Below are 20,276 nucleotides of genomic sequence, written 5' to 3'. Positions count from 1 at the left end.
AGGCAAGCGCGCACGACGGGTAGCTCGCCGGCGACTTGCTACCCCTCCTGCGGACTGGTCGTTGCAGTGTCTCGACTTGTCGTCGCATTTGCCGGCGGTGACGTGTTCCCAGGTCGACTGGGCATCGTGTAGGTGAGCGTCTCAATTGCATCGACGATCAACCGGCCGTCGATCTGGGCGAAGGTCGCGGTCCGTTCTTCAGTTCCGACTCCGCCGTCCAGAAGGATGACGTCGAGCGTGAAGTTGACGCTTGTGCCGTCGCGAGGCAGAACCTGCGAGACGGCCACCGATTTGACCGTTCTCCAATACCTCAAGAACGTGGTGTATCCGCCCACTTTGTCCTGCAACTTCGGTGACAGGTTCTGCCAGGCGGCATCAACCCGATCCGGTAATAGGGCGTAATGGCCGCGGAGGAACTGCTCCATGTCAGCGAAGGTCAGGGCTCGAGACTGTGCGCTGGTCGGAGTCACTGGCGCGGGGTTTCCGTCTTCGCCGCGAGGCCACCAGGCGATCGCGCCCGCAGCAACAATCAGCGCCAAAATGGCGATACTAATCGAGATGTTGATGTTGATCCGGCGCTTTGGTTTCGCCGCCGCACGCACTCCATTGCGAGCCGGAGGCGACACGAAGAGCCCGGCGTTTTCTGCCGGGAACGGCCGTCTCGGGCTAACCGGAGGAGGGGGCGGCGGCGGTGCAACCATCCTCGCGATCTCGTTGGTGCCGAGCGCGGACGTCGGCGGTGGCAACGGCGGCGGCGTATTCGCTGTGGTGCCTTCGACCGATTGCCTACGTCGGTGTTCTTTCACCTCATTGGCGGGCCATGGAGTCTTGACTTCAAACACGGCCGGTTTGCTTAGCGGGGCAACAAGAGCTGCGGACGCGGCTTCTGCTAGCTCGCTACACGATTCGAAACGGTTGTCGCGATCCTTTGCCATTGCGGTGGCGATGACGTCGTCAACTGCAACTGGAACGCTCGGACAACGCTGACTGACTCGCGGCACCGGTTGATTGAGGTGCGCATTGACCAGTCCGGCGGGTTCTCGTGAGGAGAATGGCGTCACACCCGTGAGCAGCTGGAACAGGGTTGCTCCGAGCGAATACACGTCGATTCGATGATCGACCTCTTCCGTTCCAGACATCATTTCCGGCGCCGCGTAGAGCAGCGTCCCCAGGAACGATCCATGACTTGTGAGGGCGGTCGAGTTAGTCAGCGTTCTGGCGATTCCGAAGTCGGTGACGTAGACGTGAAGCAACCTTTGATGGCCGCGCCAATCCTCGGAAATCAGTAAGTTTGCCGGCTTCACGTCGCGGTGCAGGAGTCCATGCTCATGAGCGTCGTTAAGTCCCGCCGCCGCTTGCGAAATGATGTCGACGGCGCGCGCCGGCTCGACACCGGCTTGGTGATCCGCGATTAACCCGGATGCGTCACGCCCAACGATGTACTTCATCGAGATCCACTCGATCCCGGAAGCACTATCGTGGTCGGCGTCGTAGACACTGACGATGTTGGGATGGTCCAGCTGCGCCGTCAGGCTTGCTTCGCGTTCGAACCGTCGGCGCATCTGGTAATCGTGCGTCAAGTGCGGATACAACGTCTTGAGCGCCTCTTGCCGACCGAGACGTGGGTTCAGCGCGAGATATACCTCGCCCATTCCACCCGAACCTAGGGGTCGAATGATCTGATAACGGGCAAATGTTTGGCCGGACTTCAGCATCCAATCCTGACCAGTTGCCGCCATGCCGGATCTCCCTTCCCGACCACTACTGATTATCGGTCGGGACGCATGCGCTTGGTCCGATTAGCGCTATCTCGTTGGCCGATCGGTCCGAAAACCTCGATAAGACAATCTCGGCACGAACAATTCGAGCGGGAAGCCGTGGCACTCGTCGCCCACAGACTCTCCAACGACGAGATCGCAGACCGTTTGGTAATCAGTGCGATGACCGCGAAGATCCCCATCAATCGGGAATGGCCAAGCTTCACACGTGGCCGCTCCTAGATCTAGCGCCTAACTCCGCGCCGCCATTCGCAACGACCGATACGCCAGTGCCGCATCCCCGAGTCGATGCTTCAGCGCCTTCTCCAGCCCAGCAATCGGGAACAGATTCTGCGGCGCCCGAGAATCCTTGTATTCCAACGACGCGTACCGGGGCAGCACGGACTGGCTCAGGTTCGCCAGCGCAATCACGTCGGCGAGTCGCAGTTCTGACGACGCTTCGATGCGCACAACACCGGCCCACGGAGCGCTGGGTGGGCAGGGGAGTCGCAGGTACCACGCGTATCGGCCCCAGTTGGTTTCGAGCAGGAACACGGGACTGCGCTCGCCAGCCTGCAGCGCCGAAACGACAGTGTTCAGTTCCGTCGGCAGGTATTCGGCGTGATGGGTCTTGATGTAGCCGAGCGTCCGGGCGAGGTTCGATCGGTTTCGGAGCGGACCATCGACAATGAGCAAGTCCTCTGACCCGTCGCGGGCATTCACGGCGACTGTCACCTCGGTGTCGAACAACTTGCGCTGCACCATATTCGACAGTGCCGGTCCGATCCCACTGTCGCCGGCGACCGTTCGTGCCGCGCGGTATGTGCCGAAGCGCGTCTGGATGTCGGGAGCGTCGGTGATGCTGACGAGGCTGCGCCGAACCTCCGCCGTCGTCATCTCAGATTTGCCGTTGCGGCACACGACGACGCCAGCGGCGTACGACGCGCAAATACCTTGCGTCGCAATACCGTTCCCGTCTTCGATCCACACCCGCGCATCGATACGACGAACCCCGTCAACGAAGAGAACCGCACTGGGATCAGGAAGTTTCTGCGACGGGATTGGAGCCCACTTGTCGGTCTCGACGCCCGCGTCGACCTTTGCCGTCGACGCAGGCAACTGGTCGTTCTCGAGCGGCGATCCGTAGCTCGGGTCCCACGCCTCCACCGTGAACCGCATCAGGTCCGCACCACTTCCACGTGTGATCCCAAGTCGTCTCGCGTAACCCGGAATTGCACGGGAATCCGCTCGGCGAGGGCCGCCACGTGCGTCACCACGCCGACCATCCGCGAACCCGAATGCGCGAGATTCTCGAGGGTCGAGGCAACTTCATCGAGCGTCTCGGGATCGAGCGTGCCGAAACCTTCGTCCAGGAAGATCGCCTCCAACTTCGTCGATCCCGCGGTCGACATGGTCGACATCTGCCGGGACAACGCCAACGCAAGTGCGAGCGACGCCTGGAACGTCTCGCCGCCGGACAGCGTCTTGACCGAGCGCGTGAGATCAGCATTGTTGTGGTCGATGACGAAGATGTCGCCATCCTTCGTGGTGAGCTCGAATTGCCGGTTCGACAACTCGAACAGGACCGACGACGCCTCGCCGACCAGGACATCGAGCGCCGAATTCACGAGCCACTGCGGGAAGTTCGTCACCCGCATCAGACGCGAAAGTTCTTGCGCGACCTGCGCCTTCTCCTTCTCCCGGCGCGCGTCATCGAGCAGGTTCTTGGCCTTGTCGAAGTCGGACTTTGCCTGGTTCAGAGCAGCATGAGCCTGTGCGATCGAGCCCGCGAGAACGCGAGTTGCGGTGCCGGTCACCGCCTCGACACCAGCTTCCACGAGCTGCGATTCGAGTGCAGTTGCTGTTGTCTCGATACTTCGTCGAGCCTCCTCGGTAGACGCAGTGAGTTCCTCGAGTTGCGCACGTCTAGCGACGACTTCGGCGGCAGCCCAACGAGCGAGAGTCGTCCATGCCTGCTGCAAGTCACTAGATTCCGCACCAGGCTCGGGTGCGCCTAGCCCGGTAAGCGGATCGCGGGCACGCCGCAGAGCCGCCCAGCTTGCCGACGCGCGTTCGGTGGCTTGCTTCTGTGCCGATTGCGCTGTCCGGACCGCGGTTCGCGCGGCGGCGAGTTGTGCTCGAGCCTTCGTGCAGCTCGCTTCGAGTAGCGCGACCTTCCGTAATTCGATCTCGACGGAATCAGCGTCGATTGCGGTCGCGAGAGTCTGTGTGAGTTCGTCTCGACGGGTCTCGGCGTTGGACAGCGCCGCCTGCGCCTTCTGGCTGGCGAGGGCGGTGTCGAGCCGCCTTTGATTTGCCTGCTTCGCTGCCGCCTCGGACGACTTGAGGTCTGTCGCTTTCGCGATGAAGTCCGAATGTGCTTGGGCTGCTTCTTGCTTCAGCTGATCGATCGGAATCGCGGCAGCTCGTTCGGCGGCCCAGGTAGTGAGCGATCCCCAGGCTGCCGCGACGTCGGAGTCGTCGATTAGCGGGGCGCCAGGGACCGTGTCGCGCGCGGACCGCAGTTCGGTGACTGAATTCCGCCGTCGATCGGTCAGCTTCTCGACCGCCTCCTGCGCATCGATCAGCGAGTTCCGTGCCGTTCGCAATCGGGCAGCGGCGCGGACCGCGGTCTCCTGCAGCGTGACTCTCGACGCTGTGAGGCCAGGCAGACCGTCCACGGTCGAGTCGAGTTGGGCGAGCAATTCATCCAGTCGGCGCTGGTCAGACGCCAGGCGATCGCGTTCCGCGGAACGTTTTGCCGTGCGGGCCGCGGCTTCGCGGTCGGCCTTGGCCAGTTGTTCTCGAGCAGCTTTGAGCTCGGCTCGCGCTTTGGGCAGCTGATCCTCGTCGACGACCGCCGCGCGCGGAATGGTCGAGACGGTCTGTTCGCACACCGGGCATGCGGCGCCCGCGGTCAGCGTCTCGCGGAGCACGTGGACGTGGCTGTTGACGTTGATCTCCTCGACGGCTTGCTCGGCCTGTACGACGGCAGCCTGCCGCTTGGCGAGGATCGCCGAATCATCGGTGTCGTCGCTCGCCATCACTTGCGCGGTCTTGGCGACCTGCGCGGCGAGACTGGTTGCGGTGGAGAGAGTTCCAGCATCGGGTGCGGCAGCGAGCGCATCGCGGGCACGCTCGTCAGCCTTCTCCGCGTCGGCGACCGCCGCGCTCGCCGACGCCCGAGACTTAGCGGCGCTGTCGAGCAACTCGGCAAGCTCGCTGACGCCAGCCGGCGTCTTGATGGCGAGCAGCAAACCGAGCTCGGCGCCGGCTCGCTCAGCAGCTGCCGCCGTGGATTCGGCCTCTGCCTTCGCGCTCTCGTGTGCATTTCGGGTCGCGATAAGCGCGGAATCGCCCTCGGTGGTGGCCACCTCGGCGGCGCGCAGTGCGGCGCCGGCATCGGTGGCTTGAACCTGCAGCCCAGGGATCTGCAAAGTCACCGCCGCGAGATCTGCCCAGTTCCGCTTGACGATCTCCAACGCGGCGCGTGCCGGGGCAGCAGCGAGTGCGTCGCGAGCGGTCTGGTCGTCGAGTTCGGCCACCGACTCGGCCGCTTGTGCGTCGACGACGGCTTCGGCAGTCGCCGCTCGTGCGTGCTGCAGGTCGGCCACATCAGGTGGCACGGAGACTCGGCCAAGCAGGGACTGCTCCGAAGTCACCTGTTGCACTTGGAGATTGATCGCAGCGGCTGCATCGGTTGCTTGCTTGTGAGCGGGGAGCAGCTCGTCGGCGACCAGCTTTTCCAACGTCTCCAACTGAGTGACCCGGGCCTGGCGTTCGGCGATCACGCTCTCGCCGACGGCCCCCATTGATTCGAGGTGGGCCTGCAAACCCTCGGCTCTGGCGTGATGATCACGCGCCCGGGCATCGGCCGCCGATCGAATGTTGTCGTAGATCTGGTAGCCGAGCAGCTTCTTGAGGATCGCCTGGCGCTCACCGGACGTCGCGTGCAGAAACTTGGAGAAGTCGCCCTGCGGGAGAACGACACACGTGCAGAACTCCTGGAAGGTCAGGCCCAGTAGCTCGGTGACCTTCGCGGTGACTGCGTTGCCGGCTTCGAGGACATCGGTCTCGCCGGTGCCGTCGTCGTCTGCGTTGTGGAACTGTTCGAGTCGTTGCTCTTTGACCGTGACTGGGGCGGTCTTACCGCCCCCTCGCCGGACATCTCGAATAACGCTGTAGCGCTTGCCATTCGCATCGAAGATCAGCCGGACGATCGCTCGGTTCGCCGTCGGTGACAGGGCTGGCGCCACAGCACCAACGTCGTTCCAGCGCGGTGCGGAGCGGTAGAGGGCGAACGCCATCGCGTCGAGGATCGTGCTCTTGCCGCTGCCGGTTGGGCCGACCAAGGCGAAGAAATCGGTGTCACGAAAGTCGATGACGGCCTTGTTCTTGTACGAGGTGAAGCCGTCGATTTCCAACAGAACCGGGCGCATCAGTTGCCTCCGGCTGCAGTGAGGTCGTCGTGGAGTTGATCGAACAGTGCGGTGAGCCGTGCGTCCGCGATGCCGCGCTCGTTGCAGTACTCGGCGAACAGTTCGGCGGGTGAGCGGTCGGCGCGGATGTCGACTGTGGGCGCCGAAATACGTTGAGCGAACTCCTCGTCGATGCGGATTTCCAGGGCGTTGGGCAACAGATCCTGCACTTCGTCCCGGAGGCCGGCGCGGGCGTGTTCGCGAACGTAGACGCGCAGGTAGTCGTCGCCGAAGTCCTGATCGGCAAGTTCGGCAACGGTGCCGTGGACAGTCCGAAGCTTCCGGCCCGTGGTGATGGGGACGTCGGTGGTGGACGCGGGTGCCGACGGCGATGCCTCGACGAGCAGAACCACGTTGTCGTTCTCCTGCTCGCCGAAGTCGACCGCAATCGGGGAGCCGCTGTAGTGGACCGGGCAGGCCGCGGGAAGGCTCTGCCTCCGGTGCAGGTGACCGAGCGCCACATAGTGCGGCTCGGAGCCGAAAGCGGTTGCTGGGACGTGATATTCGAAGATCGACTGGGCTGCCCGCTCACCGCCGCCGAATGCCGCATTGGTGACCGTGAGGTGGGCCATGATGATGTTCACGGCGTTCGGCGTGAAGCCGGTTTTGAGGTCGGCGAGCACGTCGCGGACCTGCTGTTCATACGCGCCGGAGTGTTCGGCCGGAGTGTTGTTCAGCAGTTCGGCGGCCTTGACGGCGTACCGCTGGGACAGGAACGGAATGACGCCGACGTTGACGAGTTCACCTGTGCTGCGCGCGGTGAATGAGACGACTCCACCTTTCGCCGCGGGCCGGAACGAGCCGAGGATGTGGATGCCGACCGCGCTCATGAGCGGTCGGAAGACTTCGAAAAGCCCAGCGTGATCGTGATTTCCGGACATCGTGATCACTTCGGCGCCGGTGTTCTTGAGTGCCATGAGCGCCTGGACGACGAGCTTCTGCGCCTCGGCAGACGGCGCTGACGTCTCGAAGAGGTCGCCGGCGATGAGGACCGCGTCGACCGTGTTCTCCCGCGCTATCTGCACGATTTCCCGCAGTACTTCGCGATGTTCCTCGAGGCGACTACGACCCTTGAGCGTTTTGCCGACATGCCAGTCGGACGTGTGGAGGAACTTCATCGGTCAGAATCCAGGGTCGTCGTCATCGGCGATGGGAATGCGTGTGTACGCGCGGCTCGCGTCAGAGGTGCCGGTGTCCGGAACTTCAGACGCTCGTGTTGCCCACGCGGGGAAGGGGAATTCGACCGCGAGCGGGACCGGGATCTCGGGCTGGCTCACGAACATCGTGCCGGGTTTGGCGATCGTGGCGCGCAGCCGTTGACCGGGTGGCAGGAATCCGTACTCGGCGCGTGACGCTTCGGCCGAGTCAAGCCGCCCGACGATCTTGATCGAGCTGTTCGAAATGATTCGACGCTCGACTTCGCTCGCTGTCTGTTGTGCGCCGATCAGGATGATTCCGAGCGATCGGCCGCGCTCGGCGATATCGAGCAGGACGTCCTTGATCGGGCTCGCGCCTTCGCGCGGCGCGTACTTGTTGAGCTCGTCGATCATGGTGAAAAGCAGGCTGCCCGGGCCGGCGGCTTCCTTCCGCGCAGTCTCGTGCGCGAGGACGACGCCGACGACGAATCGTTGCGCGCGTTCGACGAGATTGTGCAGGTCGACGACGGTCACCTGCTGGCCGTCGGTGCTGATCCGACGTTCCGGGCGGTCGGGCAGGTCGCCGCGGATGATGTCGTTGAGCGCGCGGACCGAGGATCGAATGCGGCGGACGAAGGCGTTCGCGGTCCCGGCGCCGATCGCCGGACCGGCCCAGTCGTGAATCGTCTCCGGGTCGGTGAGTCGTTCCGAGATGAGATCTACGAGCGCCGAGTACGTGCGGCATGCTTGGCCTTCGATAGAAATCCCGCCGTCACCGATCGCGACCGCTTCGCGTTTGAGCAGTGCGGTGACGTTGTGAACGACCATCGTGTACTGCGCGCGATCGTCTTCGGCGTCGGCGAAGACGTAGGGAAGTAGCTGGTCGCGGCAGAATTCCTGCAACGTCCACCAGAACGGCCGGATGCCCTGCGCGCGGCTGGTGACGTTGGGCTTGCCAGTGAGATCGCCCGGGAACGGCGGGGCATGGAAGGCGGTGCTTTTGAACTGTTCCGCGGGGAGGCCGAGTTTGGCGTACTGATCCCGCAGGTCCGCACCCTCCGGTCCGTCGAGGCGCTTGTTCGGCAGATCGAGAAAGAGTAGGTCTTCGCCCTTGACGGAGAAGACGAGCGCCTTCGCGTTGTGCGCGTTGGCGAGAGCGTTCCCGCGGAAGATCGAGTGCAGCAGAAACAGCGCAAAGCTGGTCTTGGTGGCGACGCCGGAGACTCCGCTGATGGACGCGTGCGCGCCGCGGGTTCCGTCGAGAAACTCCATGTTGAGGTAGACGATCTCGCCGTCGCGCCCGGTGCCGACGGCGACCTGGCGTTCCATCTTGTCAAAGTAGAGGGCTTGCGCGCGTTCGTCGCCGGTTGCCCTGCGTACCGGTTCGCCCGGGCGCGGCGGGACATAGCACTCCGGCTCGACGCGCGTTGTGCTGATTTCCGCGATCTCTTGCACAGTCGCCGGCAGGACACCGTCCGCGATGAGGAAGACGTCTGACGCGAAGCTTGCGCCCTCGTGGCGGGAGCGGACCTCGGTCACGATGCCGCAGGTCATGACGGGGCCCTTGCCCGGGACTTCGCGCACAGTCGCCACGACATCATCGAGTTGGAGGTACTGGTCAGGTGCGATCGCGACGTGGAAGACCAGGGGAGTGGCGTCCTGGGTGCCGACGACCCGGCCTACTGAATCCACGTGCAACTCCCTGTTTCCGACGATTCAGAAAGACTACGACGGGGGTATGACATGCAGTCGGCGGCGGGGCGTTGCTGCCGTGAAGCTGGGTACCTTAAGGAATGGGTTTGTTCAGAGATTCGCACCAGCAATGACGGCAAACGAACCACGGGACGAACTCGGCGAACCAATCGGCGACGCACGCCTCAAACGCGAAATGGCTGATCTGGCGCGCAAGCACCTGTTCATTCGCGGCGGCGCGCAGGGCTGGCGGTACTGGCGCATGTCGAACGCCGCCGATGGTTCGCTGGCTGGTCTTGCACTCACGCGACCCGACGCCCGTGTCCGCATCGACCGCCGCAAGGTGTGGACGATGGTCCGCGGCCACCGGTTCTTCATTGCGAACTGGATTGCCACGCAGTACTTCTGGCGTGAAAGCGGCGAACCGATGTGGTCCTACGACGACATCGACAAAGGTGAGGCGCAGGGCCTTGCGTACGACGTGCCCACCACCCCGAAAGAGGACCTGAGCCGGATCTTGCGACCGGAGGCGGAATTCACGTTCGCGCAGATCAACAAATTCACCGTCGAGACGATCCTCGGGAAGGTCGTTGCTGCCGGACTGAAGGGCGTGCGGTAGGTCCTTTCCCGACCGCACGCACACCCCTCGGCGTACCGTCAGCTCAGGCCAGGAAAGGACATTTCGACCATGTCGCAGAAGCATTCTGAACAGCAACCTGCGACGCGCCGGCCGTGGCTTGGCTCGATCTTGCTGTCCGGCCTACTGCTCGTGAGCGCCTGCGGTTCTGGCACCGAGGCGAAGTCTGGTGACCTGCCCGCTGACGCGGAAGCCGCCGTGAACGTTCCGGAATATGCGCACGGATCGTGGCATTGGGACGCGGTTGAGCTCGGGTCAGGCAAGGCCGTCTACGCGAACAAGGAGAACGAAATCAACTTCCTCGGCTCAACCACGAAGCTGTTCACGACAGGGACGTACTTCGACGAGTTTGGCGCAGATTCGACGCTCGAGACGCCCGTGTATGCCGTCGGTGCACGGAACGGTGGGACGCTCGCGGGTGACCTCGTGCTGGTCGGCTCGGGCGACTTCATCCTTGGGAGCCGAGGCGTGCTCGACGGCAACCTCGAGTACGTCGATCCGGACGATCACGTCTATGCCTACGCAATTCCGACGGCTAAAACAGTCAAAGCCGACCCACTCGCCGGACTCGACAAGCTCGCCAAAGAGGTTGCCGCCAAGGGGATTACTTCCATCGATGGTGACGTGCTCGTCGACGACAAGCTCTGGGACCCCTTCCAGACCAAGGAAGGTGTCGTGACGTCGATCATGGTGAACGACAACCTTCTCGACATTTTGGTCAATCCCGGAGCAACAGCCGGCGATCCGGCCACGATGGTGACGCGCCCGCAGACCGGTTTCTTCGAGGTCGTCAACGAAGCCAAGACCAGCGCTTCTGGCAGCGATTCGACGGCGACAGCCGCTCTGGGCGCCGACAATCGCATCGTCATCAGCGGCAACGTCCCGATCGGCTCGAAGCAGCTTGACCTCGCCGTCTTCGCTCCAGACCCCGCGACGTACGCACGGGCCCTCTTCATCGAGGCACTTCAACGTGCCGGAGTTACCGTCACGGCTCCGCTCGGCAAGGCGACTGGCGCCCTCCCCGCGAACAGTGATTACACGCATGCCGACAAGGTCGCGTCGCTCACCTCGCCGCCGACCAGCATTCTGACGAAGCTCGTGCTGAAAATCAGCCACAACCGCGGCGCCGAAACGTTGCTCTGCCTCCTCGCGAAGAAGGCCGGTTCCCGTGACTGCGAAGACGGAATGACCACCATCATCTCGAAGTTCGCGAGAGCCAAGATCGATCCCGGCACCGTGATGATTTACGACGGCGAGGGCTCCGACCCATCTTCCGCCACCCCCGCCGCGATGGTCCGCTGGCTCACCTGGATACATGATCAGCCGTGGGGGAACGCGCTCAAACAAGGCCTTCCCGACATCAATCACGACGGAAAGATCCTGGTCAAGAGCGGCTTGAGTGCTCGCCCTGAACTTGGACCGATGCCGGCGATGTTTGTCGCTGCCGGGCAGGCTGGGTACCTCACCACCGCCAGCGGCAAAGAACTGGCGGTCGCGTTCTATGCCCTCAACGGCGCGTACCCCACCACGGCCGACGGCATCGCGAAATTCCCGGCCACGGCGAAGGTGCTTACCCAGATTCAGCGACACGATTGACGCCCATGCGCGAACGGGTCCACTATCGCCGCACACAGTCGGGGGTCGCTTTCGTCAAAGTAGCCGGCATTTCGTGTCAGTCTCCGCTGCACCTCGACAAAGCTGCGTCGGCTGAGCATTGCGGGTGGCCGCGCTATGGGACGTGGAACCGCGCCATGAATTCCGGCACGCTACGCCAACTATGCTTCGGCCATGGGTGAGCGGCACATTGCCGACGACGTTGTTCTTCTGTCGATCGTCGCTCGCCGCAAGGGGGCAGTGCGCCCCTCCGATTTCCATGTCGCCCTCGGGAACGCTCTGATGAGTGAGCTCGAACTCGATGGGCTTGTCACGATCGAGAAGCGCGGAGGCTTGGGGGCGAGGGGCTACACAGTCTCGAGCGACGCCTCGTCTGTGCGACGACCACAGGCACAGGCGCTCTCGGATCTTCGTGGCCAGCCAGTTCAGCAGTTTGAGGTCGTCAAGTTCGCGAGCCGCTGGACCCTGGAAGTTCTCACCGATCTTGAGGCGGCTGGACTTCTGGTGCGCAGGGACCGCTGCATGCGTCAACAGGAATGGAAGCTCGCCAACTTCGATCGAGTGGAGTCTGCACGGGCCCGTGTGACTCGGTTACTCGTCGACGGCGCGCCGCCGGAACTTGATGACGCCGTGATGCTTACGCACTTGGCACTCATCACGCGCCTGGAACGAGTTGTGCTGCGTCCTCCTCGTAGCGCCGCTTATCCCTTGGTCTGTGTCGATCCAAAGTGTCGATGCCGGAAGATCCCTATCCACCGCGTGCGGGACTTCGTTGAACACGCTAGGGACAGACATCGTCACGATCTACCGTTCGCCGCGAGGAACTTTCCGGACCACTCCTTGAAGCCCGCTGATTTTCTCCCCCAGAACTGGAACCTGAGCTGCTAGTAGGCGTAACCCACCACACGGTTGCGTGGCCTTAACGCTTCGTGGATTTGCGGGGCTTGGGCAGCGGCAGTGCGTCTGCGGTGCGCTGAAGCAGTGCGCAGATCCATTCGGTGTCGGCGATGCGCTCGTCTGGGACGATCCAGTGGTCTTTGGCGCTCGGGTATGGAGGGCCTGCGGCGAGTCCGGTGGTGAGATCGGACTGTCCCTCTACAGGCTTTATATACAGGGTGTTGTCGCAGATCATCGCCACGAACTTGTCGCTGCAGTACAGGCCATATTCGCCGAACATCGCGCGGGTGCGGGCCTCGACGAGAGTCAGATTGCTCATGATCTCATCGACGCGCGCGCGGGAAGTGGCCACAAATTGACCTTACTTGTGGCTCACCTTTCCGCCCTTCCGCCTGATATCCGGCCGAATAGCCGGCCGACGAGGGGCTATTTGAAAGCCGAGTTAGCGGGCGGCCCGATCCGCAAAGGCCGGGACCCACGCGGTCGCTGCCACGATGGTGGTCACGCCGTCTGCTGGGCCAGCAGGCACCCACCAGCGCCAACCGATCGGGGCGATGGGAAGTGCGGGATCGGGTCGCCAGCCGGCTTCGGGGACGAAGCGAACAGGCGCGGGCGGCCAACCAGGTGGTGGGTTGAATCGCCAGAAGCTCGTCGCGTCGCGAACGTTCGTCGCCGACTCTACGGTCCGGTTGCTTCGGACCAACGTCACCACGAGGTAGGTGAGTCCTGCGCATAAAGCGAGTCCATACAAAGTCGCGAATGGGTCCTTCACCGGTAACTCCTCGCTCGAGGAGTCTTCCTCGGGTTCCTGGAGTTATGCCGTTCACCGGCGTCGATACGTTGCGGATCCACGATGTTCTGAGATCGATGGCACAGGATCGGGTCACATTCCTACCCCTTTGTTACCGCGCCTTCCGCTAGGTCGGGCTCATTCCCGAAAAGGCACAGCCGCTCGTCCTAAGACACGCGGCAAACCGACATCCGCACCAAGTCGGCGAACTGCGCGACCATTAAGTGCATGCACCTGCAGGAAATCGTCGCGTCAAGCACGTGGACCGAGACCATCGCCGAGCAGGTCGCAGACCGTGCCGCGTTGCATCAGACTCGCGTGATGTTCACGTGCGATGAGGTGTCCGTCCATGCTCCGGTGCTCCCGTATGCGTGGGACCGCCTGCACGTTCGTCAGGGTTCGAAGGTTCTGGTGACCACCGAGGGTGGCGCCGAGACATCGCAGCTGACGGCACTCTCAGACGTCGTCGACTACATCGCCACGCTGTGATGGCGAGGTAGCGGGAAGCTAGTTCCCTGCGGCGAGCACGACGTCCCGACAGATCTGTGCATGTCCGACGTGTTGCGCGAGTTCCCGCAGGATGTGCGTGAGCACGTACTCCGGCGTGACAGTGGTTGTGTCGGCGCGTGTCGTTCCGGCTGCGCCCCGGTTGAGAATGCCGGTCGTCCGGGCGTTCGCCGCCCATCGCGGCAGTTGGGTACGGGTGTTGGTGAGCACCGCGCGGGCCTCGGCGACGGTGCCTGTGGCGCGGAACTCGGCGTCACGGTCGCGTGGGATTACCTCGCCTGACACGAAGGACCCGCCCCAGAATCCGATCGCACCCCCGATGTGAATCGTGAGGGCGTACACAGAATTGATTCCGGGAACGCCAGCGGGCACCGCATTGACGAATTCGTCGCCGCAGTCATCGAGTACTCCATCGAGCGTGTCGAACAGCTCGTTCGTCACCTTGAGAAACGCCTCAAGGACAGCATCCGTCATCGGGAATCCCGTTCGTAGACAAAAGAAGTGATCAACTCAATGTAGCCGGACAAGACGTCCAGCCCGGTGGCCCGAATCAGGGCCACCCTCCGCAAGCGTGCGAAGGGCGGTCCCAAAACGGCCGCTACCCGTGGAACTTTCCCGGTCGCGGTTGCAACTTCGGAGCGGCGTAGCCCGGTTCCCACGGGAATCTGCCCTTGAGGTCGTCGTAGCTGAGCTGCAGGACCGGCACCGACGCATCGCGGGGCCGCCGGTAGTGGCGGTTTGCCCCGAACACGATGTCCCCGGGGTTGGGAACCTCCTCGGGGATGATTCGATGACGCCAGCCCTTGAAGGTGATGAGCTGGCCAGGAATGAGGTCCTCACCGGCTCGGATTCACTTGCCGAGATCGTTGAGCACGCTGTGCGACGTCGACCATCCCGCTCCGAGAATGAGCAACTCGGGGTGGCCCATGCCGAACAGGCCGATGGTGTACGCGAATGGAACCTCCGAAGGTTTGCAATCGCAACCAGGCGTCGAGCAGACGCCGAAGCCGATCAACTCGACTGCCCAGCCGTGCTTGCGGATTATGCCGGAGACTCGCGCGTCTTCCTGATCGAGCCATGCTTGTTGTTGCAACCGGTTCATCTCCACTCCCGCCTATTCGAACGTGTGTTCGGACAATACAACGGGGTGCCGACAAGTCGGGATCGGCCTGCAGGGGCCGGTCGATGACCACCGTCACAGCTGATCTCCCTCCTCCGGGGGAGGGCGACCCCGAAATCCGGACATACCTTGGAAAGCGAACTGTCCGATCGTGAGGGTGTGGAAAGGGAGGCATGCGTCCAGCCACTGCTTTGCGGCGTTATGTCGATCCGGTTCATGCCTGCATCGTCACCGTGACGGGACTGCTTCTCCTGTCGCTCATCAGTGCCGGCTTCGTCCTGTGGAAACCGCTGGGTTTCGTGGCGCTTGTTCTCGCCGCGGCCATCGCGGCACCGCTGCATCGATTAACGGCCACCTGCCTGCGGAGACGGCTGTACCTAACGATCGCCGGAATTGCCGCTGTTGCGTCCGTGCCGTTCGCGATGGCGTTTCTCCATACGGATCTGCGGGCGCTCGCCGCCACCGCGACAGCCAGCGCACAGTGGCAGGGCCCGGATACCAACACCGAAGTACTGCACAGTCTCTACGGCACGAGTCCGTCGTGGCCGAGTTACGGGCCGTGCCAGCGACTTCAGAACGCAACCAGTCGTGACCTCGCCAACGGTTGTTACTCGGCCGTCGGCTACCTGCGTTCGTGGCAGATCCCTGCCGCAATTCCGATGTTGTTCTGCCTGACCGGCCTGTACTGCGGGATTCCGCTGTTCGTCGCACGGCATCTCAACCAGAGCCCCGAATAGATCGAGGAACCATGTCCTTCTCATACTTTCTGGCCCGGGTCGGCGGTGCTCGCATCGACATTCTCCGCAAGCTTCCCGGTTCGGTAGCGCAGCAGGCGGCGATGGGTGCGGTCATCCTCACTACCGCGGTATTCGCCGCGGCGTCGGCCGCTTACGCCTTGTCGGTCGTGCACTTCGCTTCAATCTGGTGGTGCGTGCTCGCGGGACTTCTCTGGGGATTGGCCATTCTCAACCTGGACCGACTCCTGGTTCTGGGCCTGGCGAACGAAAGCGGCCTGAAGCGCAACCTCGGGCTCGCCGCTCCTCGAGTGGTTCTCGCGCTCATCATCGGCGTCGTGATCTCGACGCCGCTCATGCTCAAGATCTTCGAGCCGGAGATCAACGCGCAGATGATGAAGAACAACATTGCAGCGCTTGAGCAGAGCATCGCACCGCTCAACACCGGGCCGCTGCAGGAGAAGCTGACCGAGCGTGAGAGGGAGATGCGCCGCCTGCAGGACATGATCGCTGCCGGTCCCACCGCGGACGCGCGCTTCCTGCCCGAGGTCCAAGACATCGACAAGCAGATGGCGACCAAGCAGCAAGAAATCGACAAGGCCAAAGCCGACTACGACAAGGCGCAGGCCGAGTACATCGCAGAATCCGATGGGACCGGCGGCACCGGCGTCGTCGGATGTGCCGACGAGTGCGTTCGAAAGCAACAGGTAGCCGACGAGCGCCGCGCCATCTGGCAACAGAAGCAGTCCGAGTTGCAAGCGTTGAAGGACCAGCGAGCGACCTACGCGACGACCAACCGGGCGACACTCCTGGCTGCGAGCGCGAAGGCGATCGAGGACGCCAAGCGCGATCTCCCGCAGGTGACGAAGACCGTTGACAGTCTCCGCGATGCGGTTTCGTACGCGCAGAACGGAACGATCAACTCACTACAGGAGAACACCGGAATCATCGCGCGGCTCAAGGCGCTCAGCGACGTCACTGCCGGCAACTTCCTTGCGTTGATGGCGCGAATCGCGGTCGCGCTGCTGTTTATCGCCATCGAGTTGCTGCCCGTGCTGTTCAAGGTCATGCAGAACCTGGGCAAACGGACGCCGTATCAACAGGTTTCCGAGACGTTCGACGAGCACGAGGTGGCGCGAGCTCAGGCGGATGCAAGCGCGCAGACTGCAATGGCAGATTCGGAACGAGAAGCGGAAGTTCAGAGTCACGCCCATGAACTTCGAGGACGCCTGCAGTGGATCGATTCGGCCCACGTGACCAGTGCTGCGCCCGGACATACCGGACCCGGTCACCGCGGTCCCGGGCACAGTCGGCCGGGGGATACGGTTCCGCTGCACCGCTTGCCGAATCAGGTTGAGTGATGAACGTCAGTCATGGTTCCGGCGGACGTTCGGGTTCGTCTCCGACGTTCGCAGTTGAGGACACGATGTCCCAATGAACAATCAGCGGCTTGAGGCGCTCTTAGACCTTGTGGAACTACGGGTACCGCTCGACGAGGCGATACCGCAGCTCAACGAGTTCGCCTGGGACTCAGAACATCCGATCGTTCTGTTGACGATTGAGCATCTGAGTTCTGTAATCGATCGGTTTCTGACTGGTGGACTAAGTCCGGCCGATTGCGCGCTTTGGGCTGATGCGGTTGAAGTCCGCGATGGCATCGGCCGTCAGGCCGGGGTAGAACAGCTGCTGAACGACTTCTTGTTTGAGGTATCTGCTCCTGAAATCAACGGTCCGCTTACCTCCGAACGGGCCAGGGAGTGGCAGTCCGTATTCGCGAAGTCTCGATAACCGCGCTCTCAGCTACCCTTCGCGAGAACCGGGATCGCAGTTGTAGAGGGCGAGATATGCGTCCCGCACCTTGGTTCGTAAAGTCGCGGTGTCCATGCCGCCCGCTCGCTCCCGAAGATCCGGGTCATCCACGTATTCGTCTACGTCGTAGAAGATCTCGTTGATGATGTCGAGTTCGGGAGACCCCGGCTGGCGCCTGTGCCCTCGCCACTGGCTGAGGAAATCGGTTTCGAATTCCTGCCCCGAGATCTCGTGCCGAATAAACCGTCGAAGGATCGGCTCGTAATTTGCGAGCATGACTGCGACGTCCTGACTCATCGTCGATGTTTCTTTTTTGGGGACACCAGGTCGGACGCAGGGAAGGAATCTCATCAGTTCCAACCGGCTTCCCCGCGATATCCGAGGAAATAATCGCAATCGCGCCTTTGGGTAAACGGCTCATCGATGAACGGGATCAGCAACGCGACCGACCCATCAGGCACAGGATTTTCGCGTGCCCAGACGGGCGGATGGTATCCCCAGTATTCGACGATGCGTTCTACGGTTTCGTCGGTGATGCCGCGGACCTCGTAACTCTCGATCAGGTAGATGCCGTCTTTCGGGTAGGCCTCAAGCTCCCACATGTGTGCGATTCCTCCTTTCGGTCTTGGATCCCGGTCAATCCCGGTTGGGCGGCGCGCTATAGCCCAGGTAGTACTTGCAGTCGGACCGCTGTGAACGGCTCGTCAAGGAACGGGACAACCATTGCGACCGATTGATATAGGACCGGATTCTCCGTGCCCAGACGGGTGGATGGTCTCCCCAGTATTCGACGATGCGTTCTACAGTTTCGTCGGTAATGCCGCGGACCTCGCAGCTGGCAATCAGAAAGCCTCCCTCCTTGGGCAGGCCTCAAGCTCCCACATAGTTGCGTTTCCTTTCTGGATTAATCCGCGGCTGATTCCCCGCGATATCCCAGGAAATATTTCCAATCGGGCCTTTGGGCAAACGGCTCGTCGATGAACGGGGTCAGCAACGCGACCGACCCATCCGGCACAGGATTTTCGCGTGCCCAGACGGGCGGATGTTCTCCCCAGTATTCGACGACGCGTTGGACGGTTTCGTCGGTGATGCCGTGCACGGCGTATTTTGCAACCCTGAATGGTCCGTACCGTTTTTCATCCTTTGGGAATGCGCTGAGCATCCACATTGATCTGCCCTTTCTCTTGGGGTCTAGAACCCGTCTGGCTTGCGTCCGGCCTTGGCCGCTTTCAATTGCCGACCGGTGATCGGGTCGAACTCACCGAGGTGGACACCACGTTTCGTGTACTTCTCGACGGCTCCGCTCTTGCGATCCCATTCGAGGATCTTGCCGTCTTCGTCGATCCATCGAGTCCGGTAGTGCGGTCCGACAGACGGGACATTCCGTGCATTTGGAAATGCCTCCAGCTCATCCGGCGCGTGAACATAGTCGTGCGTCCGCCCACGCCCCGTCGCCACCGCCTCGAATACCGTCGGCTCGGCATCAAGCAACGGCTGGATCTGGGTGACCGCACCCGCGATGGCGACACCGATCCCAGCCGCTGCCGCAGCCGAGGCGATGGCGGCACCATCGAGGACCGCGAGGACACCAGCGACGGCGCCTCCCGTGGCTGCAGCGACTCCGGACTCGATCGCCGCAGTAGCGAATCCGGCCGAGAGCAGCGCAGTTCCAACGCCCACGATGACCGCGGCAGCGACAGCTGCGGCAAGGATCTTCTCGATGTCGCGGTGAGCTTGTTCGATGTCCCAAGCCCAGTCCCGACAGTTCCGCGCGAGCTCTTCGAATCGCGTCGCCAGGATGTCTGCCAGCTCGAACGAGATGTCGACTTGATCGAGGATCTGAGGAATCTCTGGACTGTCGAGCGATTCGAGCTCCGCGCGTGCGGGACCCGCGTCGTCAGCCGCCTGCCGAAGTCCTTGCGCGGCATTGCCCCACGCGTCGCTGAGTTTGCGGAGCTCGGCGGGGTCGCCGTTCGGCCACGTCAGATCTTTAGCCACCGTCGTGATAGCGCTCCAGCCGAACGGTATTGGCGTATCGCCTCCATATGCTCCGCGGAAGCGGGGGATGGCGAAACCTTCGATCGACACCGGCGGTTCAAGTGCCGCCTGCGGCGGACTCGAGGCCAATCGGTTGGCATTGGTGTGATTGACCGAGGTGAAAGCAAGCAGATCGTGAAGCTTGCCGAATCCATTCACGAGATCGGTCGCAGCTTTGATCGCCGAGGCAGCGGCCGGGTCGTAGTTGGTCGTCCACTTGTGGGCGTACGGATCGGTCCCCGCGCAGCCCCAATGTGCGTCGAGCGCGCGAGCCAAATCCCGCACGGCCTTCTGCGCACGATCGTGTGCCGTCTTGTTCATCTCGGCTGCGGAATCGAACACGGCAGTGTCGACTGTGAGCGGTTGCGTCACGGCCACATCCGTCGGTTGTGCTCGGCATTGTGGCTGTACGCGTCCCGCGCCGCTGCGACCGCATTGCGAAGGTCATCGAGTGCTGAGCGCATTATCGACATCGACCGGTGCCACGTCTGAGCGTTCTCGCGGTGCTGCTCGGCGCTATTTCCCAGCCAATCGACATGGAGATCGTCGACGGCTCGCTCAACCTCCGACACGCGCTTTTCGATCGCGTTGCCGATATCCACTGCCGTGCTGACGAGCGATTCCAGGCTTGGAAGGTTGGCCGAATACGCGGTCATGCGAGAGCGCCGGCAAACGCGTCATCGGCAGCGGAGAATTCAGCTGCAGAGTGGGCGAGAAGTTGCGCGTCGTAGCTGAGGGCGCACACGAGTTTTCGTGCCGCGTCTGACCAGTCTCTCCACGCCTCGACGTGTGTGGCGGACGCGTCGCCCGTCCAGTGCGAACTCATCACCGTTTCGGCGTTCGCGTGCAACGAGCGAACGTCGTTGATCAGGTCTGCGGCGATCTCGCGCAATTGATTTGCCGCCGTTCGCAATTCCTGTGGTTTTGCCTGCATCGAAAGCCTCCTTCGCGGGGTTTGACGCAGACGGCGGTCGAACGGTTCCGCTTTCACACGGCAAATCTGCGAAAGCTGCCGTGCCAAGTGCCGGGCGCGCGAACTTGTCAGTACCCTCCCCGAGACTCTTCGGC

At 62.7% G+C, this 20,276-nt stretch carries 21 protein-coding genes and 1 pseudogene; 7 read left to right on the top strand and 15 right to left on the bottom strand.

Annotated features, from left to right (window positions below; translation table 11 throughout):
• Positions 1-38 precede the first annotated feature (38 nt).
• The 5 genes from F600_RS30825 to F600_RS0123355 all read right to left on the bottom strand — a co-directional run bounded on the left by F600_RS30825 (position 39) and on the right by F600_RS0123355 (position 9,063).
• The gene (locus F600_RS30825; RefSeq protein ID WP_281168320.1) at positions 39-1,715 is read right to left on the bottom strand and encodes a serine/threonine-protein kinase; all 1,677 of its coding nucleotides are present in this window, start codon (positions 1,713-1,715) and stop codon (positions 39-41) included.
• A gap of 294 nt (positions 1,716-2,009) precedes the next feature.
• Positions 2,010-2,936 carry a DNA double-strand break repair nuclease NurA gene (locus F600_RS0123370; RefSeq protein ID WP_018163092.1) on the bottom strand — a complete coding sequence of 309 codons (927 nt, stop codon included), beginning with the start codon at positions 2,934-2,936 and terminating at the stop codon, positions 2,010-2,012.
• Positions 2,936-6,196 (bottom strand): AAA family ATPase, encoded by a 3,261-nt coding sequence (locus tag F600_RS0123365; RefSeq protein WP_018163091.1) that lies wholly within the window; start codon positions 6,194-6,196, stop codon positions 2,936-2,938. The genes F600_RS0123370 and F600_RS0123365 overlap by 1 nt, the downstream gene beginning before the upstream one ends.
• Complete coding sequence (locus F600_RS0123360) at positions 6,196-7,353, bottom strand: exonuclease SbcCD subunit D (RefSeq protein ID WP_018163090.1); 1,158 nt, start codon at positions 7,351-7,353, stop codon at positions 6,196-6,198. The genes F600_RS0123365 and F600_RS0123360 overlap by 1 nt, the downstream gene beginning before the upstream one ends.
• A 3-nt stretch (positions 7,354-7,356) precedes the next feature.
• On the bottom strand, positions 7,357-9,063 hold the full coding sequence (locus tag F600_RS0123355; protein WP_018163089.1) for an ATP-binding protein: 1,707 nt from the start codon (positions 9,061-9,063) through the stop codon (positions 7,357-7,359).
• 130 nt (positions 9,064-9,193) lie between these two features.
• Between F600_RS0123355 and F600_RS29540 the strand changes: the two genes are divergently transcribed.
• From F600_RS29540 to F600_RS0123340, 3 genes are all read left to right on the top strand, one after another.
• A complete protein-coding gene (locus tag F600_RS29540) occupies positions 9,194-9,682 on the top strand; it encodes a hypothetical protein (protein ID WP_018163088.1) in 489 nt (162 codons plus the stop codon).
• A 69-nt stretch (positions 9,683-9,751) separates the two neighbouring features.
• A complete protein-coding gene (gene dacB / locus F600_RS29535; protein WP_018163087.1) occupies positions 9,752-11,296 on the top strand; it encodes a D-alanyl-D-alanine carboxypeptidase/D-alanyl-D-alanine endopeptidase in 1,545 nt (514 codons plus the stop codon).
• Between the two features lie 192 nt (positions 11,297-11,488).
• A complete protein-coding gene (locus F600_RS0123340) occupies positions 11,489-12,202 on the top strand; it encodes a GPP34 family phosphoprotein (RefSeq protein ID WP_018163086.1) in 714 nt (237 codons plus the stop codon).
• Positions 12,203-12,233: 31 nt separating this feature from the next.
• On the opposite strand, the gene F600_RS0123335 is transcribed toward F600_RS0123340, so the two are convergent.
• Together F600_RS0123335 and F600_RS0123330 are read right to left on the bottom strand one after the other, a co-directional pair.
• Positions 12,234-12,563 carry a TfoX/Sxy family protein gene (locus F600_RS0123335; RefSeq protein ID WP_018163085.1) on the bottom strand — a complete coding sequence of 110 codons (330 nt, stop codon included), beginning with the start codon at positions 12,561-12,563 and terminating at the stop codon, positions 12,234-12,236.
• Between the two features lie 90 nt (positions 12,564-12,653).
• A complete protein-coding gene (locus F600_RS0123330) occupies positions 12,654-12,983 on the bottom strand; it encodes a hypothetical protein (RefSeq protein ID WP_026306878.1) in 330 nt (109 codons plus the stop codon).
• Positions 12,984-13,229: 246 nt separating this feature from the next.
• On the opposite strand from F600_RS0123330, the gene F600_RS0123325 reads away from it, so the two are divergent.
• Positions 13,230-13,490 (top strand): hypothetical protein, encoded by a 261-nt coding sequence (locus F600_RS0123325; protein WP_018163083.1) that lies wholly within the window; start codon positions 13,230-13,232, stop codon positions 13,488-13,490.
• Between the two features lie 18 nt (positions 13,491-13,508).
• Here F600_RS0123325 and F600_RS0123320 read toward each other — a convergent pair whose 3' ends face one another.
• Positions 13,509-13,982: a mycothiol transferase gene (locus tag F600_RS0123320; RefSeq protein WP_018163082.1), complete on the bottom strand. Its 474-nt coding sequence runs from the start codon at positions 13,980-13,982 to the stop codon at positions 13,509-13,511.
• 124 nt (positions 13,983-14,106) lie between these two features.
• Positions 14,107-14,610 (bottom strand): annotated as a pseudogene (locus F600_RS32490) (DUF4262 domain-containing protein).
• 191 nt (positions 14,611-14,801) lie between these two features.
• Here F600_RS32490 and F600_RS0123305 point away from each other — a divergent pair.
• From F600_RS0123305 to F600_RS0123295, 3 genes are all read left to right on the top strand, one after another.
• Entirely contained in the window at positions 14,802-15,365 is a 564-nt protein-coding gene (locus F600_RS0123305) for a hypothetical protein (protein WP_018163079.1), read from the top strand.
• A gap of 11 nt (positions 15,366-15,376) precedes the next feature.
• Complete coding sequence (locus F600_RS29525) at positions 15,377-16,723, top strand: DUF4407 domain-containing protein (protein ID WP_018163078.1); 1,347 nt, start codon at positions 15,377-15,379, stop codon at positions 16,721-16,723.
• A 73-nt stretch (positions 16,724-16,796) separates the two neighbouring features.
• On the top strand, positions 16,797-17,150 hold the full coding sequence (locus tag F600_RS0123295) for a hypothetical protein (RefSeq protein WP_018163077.1): 354 nt from the start codon (positions 16,797-16,799) through the stop codon (positions 17,148-17,150).
• Positions 17,151-17,162: 12 nt separating this feature from the next.
• Here the strand turns inward: F600_RS0123295 and F600_RS0123290 are convergent, their stop codons facing one another.
• From F600_RS0123290 to F600_RS0123265, 6 genes are all read right to left on the bottom strand, one after another.
• Positions 17,163-17,468, bottom strand: a complete 306-nt coding sequence (locus tag F600_RS0123290) for a colicin immunity domain-containing protein (protein ID WP_018163076.1) — start codon at positions 17,466-17,468, stop codon at positions 17,163-17,165.
• A gap of 53 nt (positions 17,469-17,521) precedes the next feature.
• Positions 17,522-17,773 (bottom strand): hypothetical protein, encoded by a 252-nt coding sequence (locus F600_RS0123285; RefSeq protein ID WP_018163075.1) that lies wholly within the window; start codon positions 17,771-17,773, stop codon positions 17,522-17,524.
• A gap of 302 nt (positions 17,774-18,075) precedes the next feature.
• Entirely contained in the window at positions 18,076-18,339 is a 264-nt protein-coding gene (locus F600_RS0123280; RefSeq protein ID WP_156024789.1) for a hypothetical protein, read from the bottom strand.
• Between the two features lie 23 nt (positions 18,340-18,362).
• Entirely contained in the window at positions 18,363-19,580 is a 1,218-nt protein-coding gene (locus F600_RS32205) for a colicin E3/pyocin S6 family cytotoxin (protein ID WP_211220110.1), read from the bottom strand.
• Positions 19,577-19,864, bottom strand: coding sequence for a WXG100 family type VII secretion target (locus tag F600_RS0123270; RefSeq protein WP_018163072.1), 288 nt, complete (start codon positions 19,862-19,864; stop codon positions 19,577-19,579). The genes F600_RS32205 and F600_RS0123270 overlap by 4 nt, the downstream gene beginning before the upstream one ends.
• A complete protein-coding gene (locus F600_RS0123265) occupies positions 19,861-20,142 on the bottom strand; it encodes a WXG100 family type VII secretion target (RefSeq protein WP_081628989.1) in 282 nt (93 codons plus the stop codon). Before F600_RS0123265 ends, F600_RS0123270 begins: the two co-directional genes overlap by 4 nt.
• Positions 20,143-20,276 lie beyond the last annotated feature (134 nt).

It is taken from the genome of Smaragdicoccus niigatensis DSM 44881 = NBRC 103563 (assembly GCF_000380645.1).
Taxonomy (GTDB): Bacteria; Actinomycetota; Actinomycetes; order Mycobacteriales; family Mycobacteriaceae; genus Smaragdicoccus; species Smaragdicoccus niigatensis.
The sequence above is the reverse complement of the archived record's forward strand: the minus strand, read 5'-3'. Positions and strand labels throughout refer to the sequence as shown.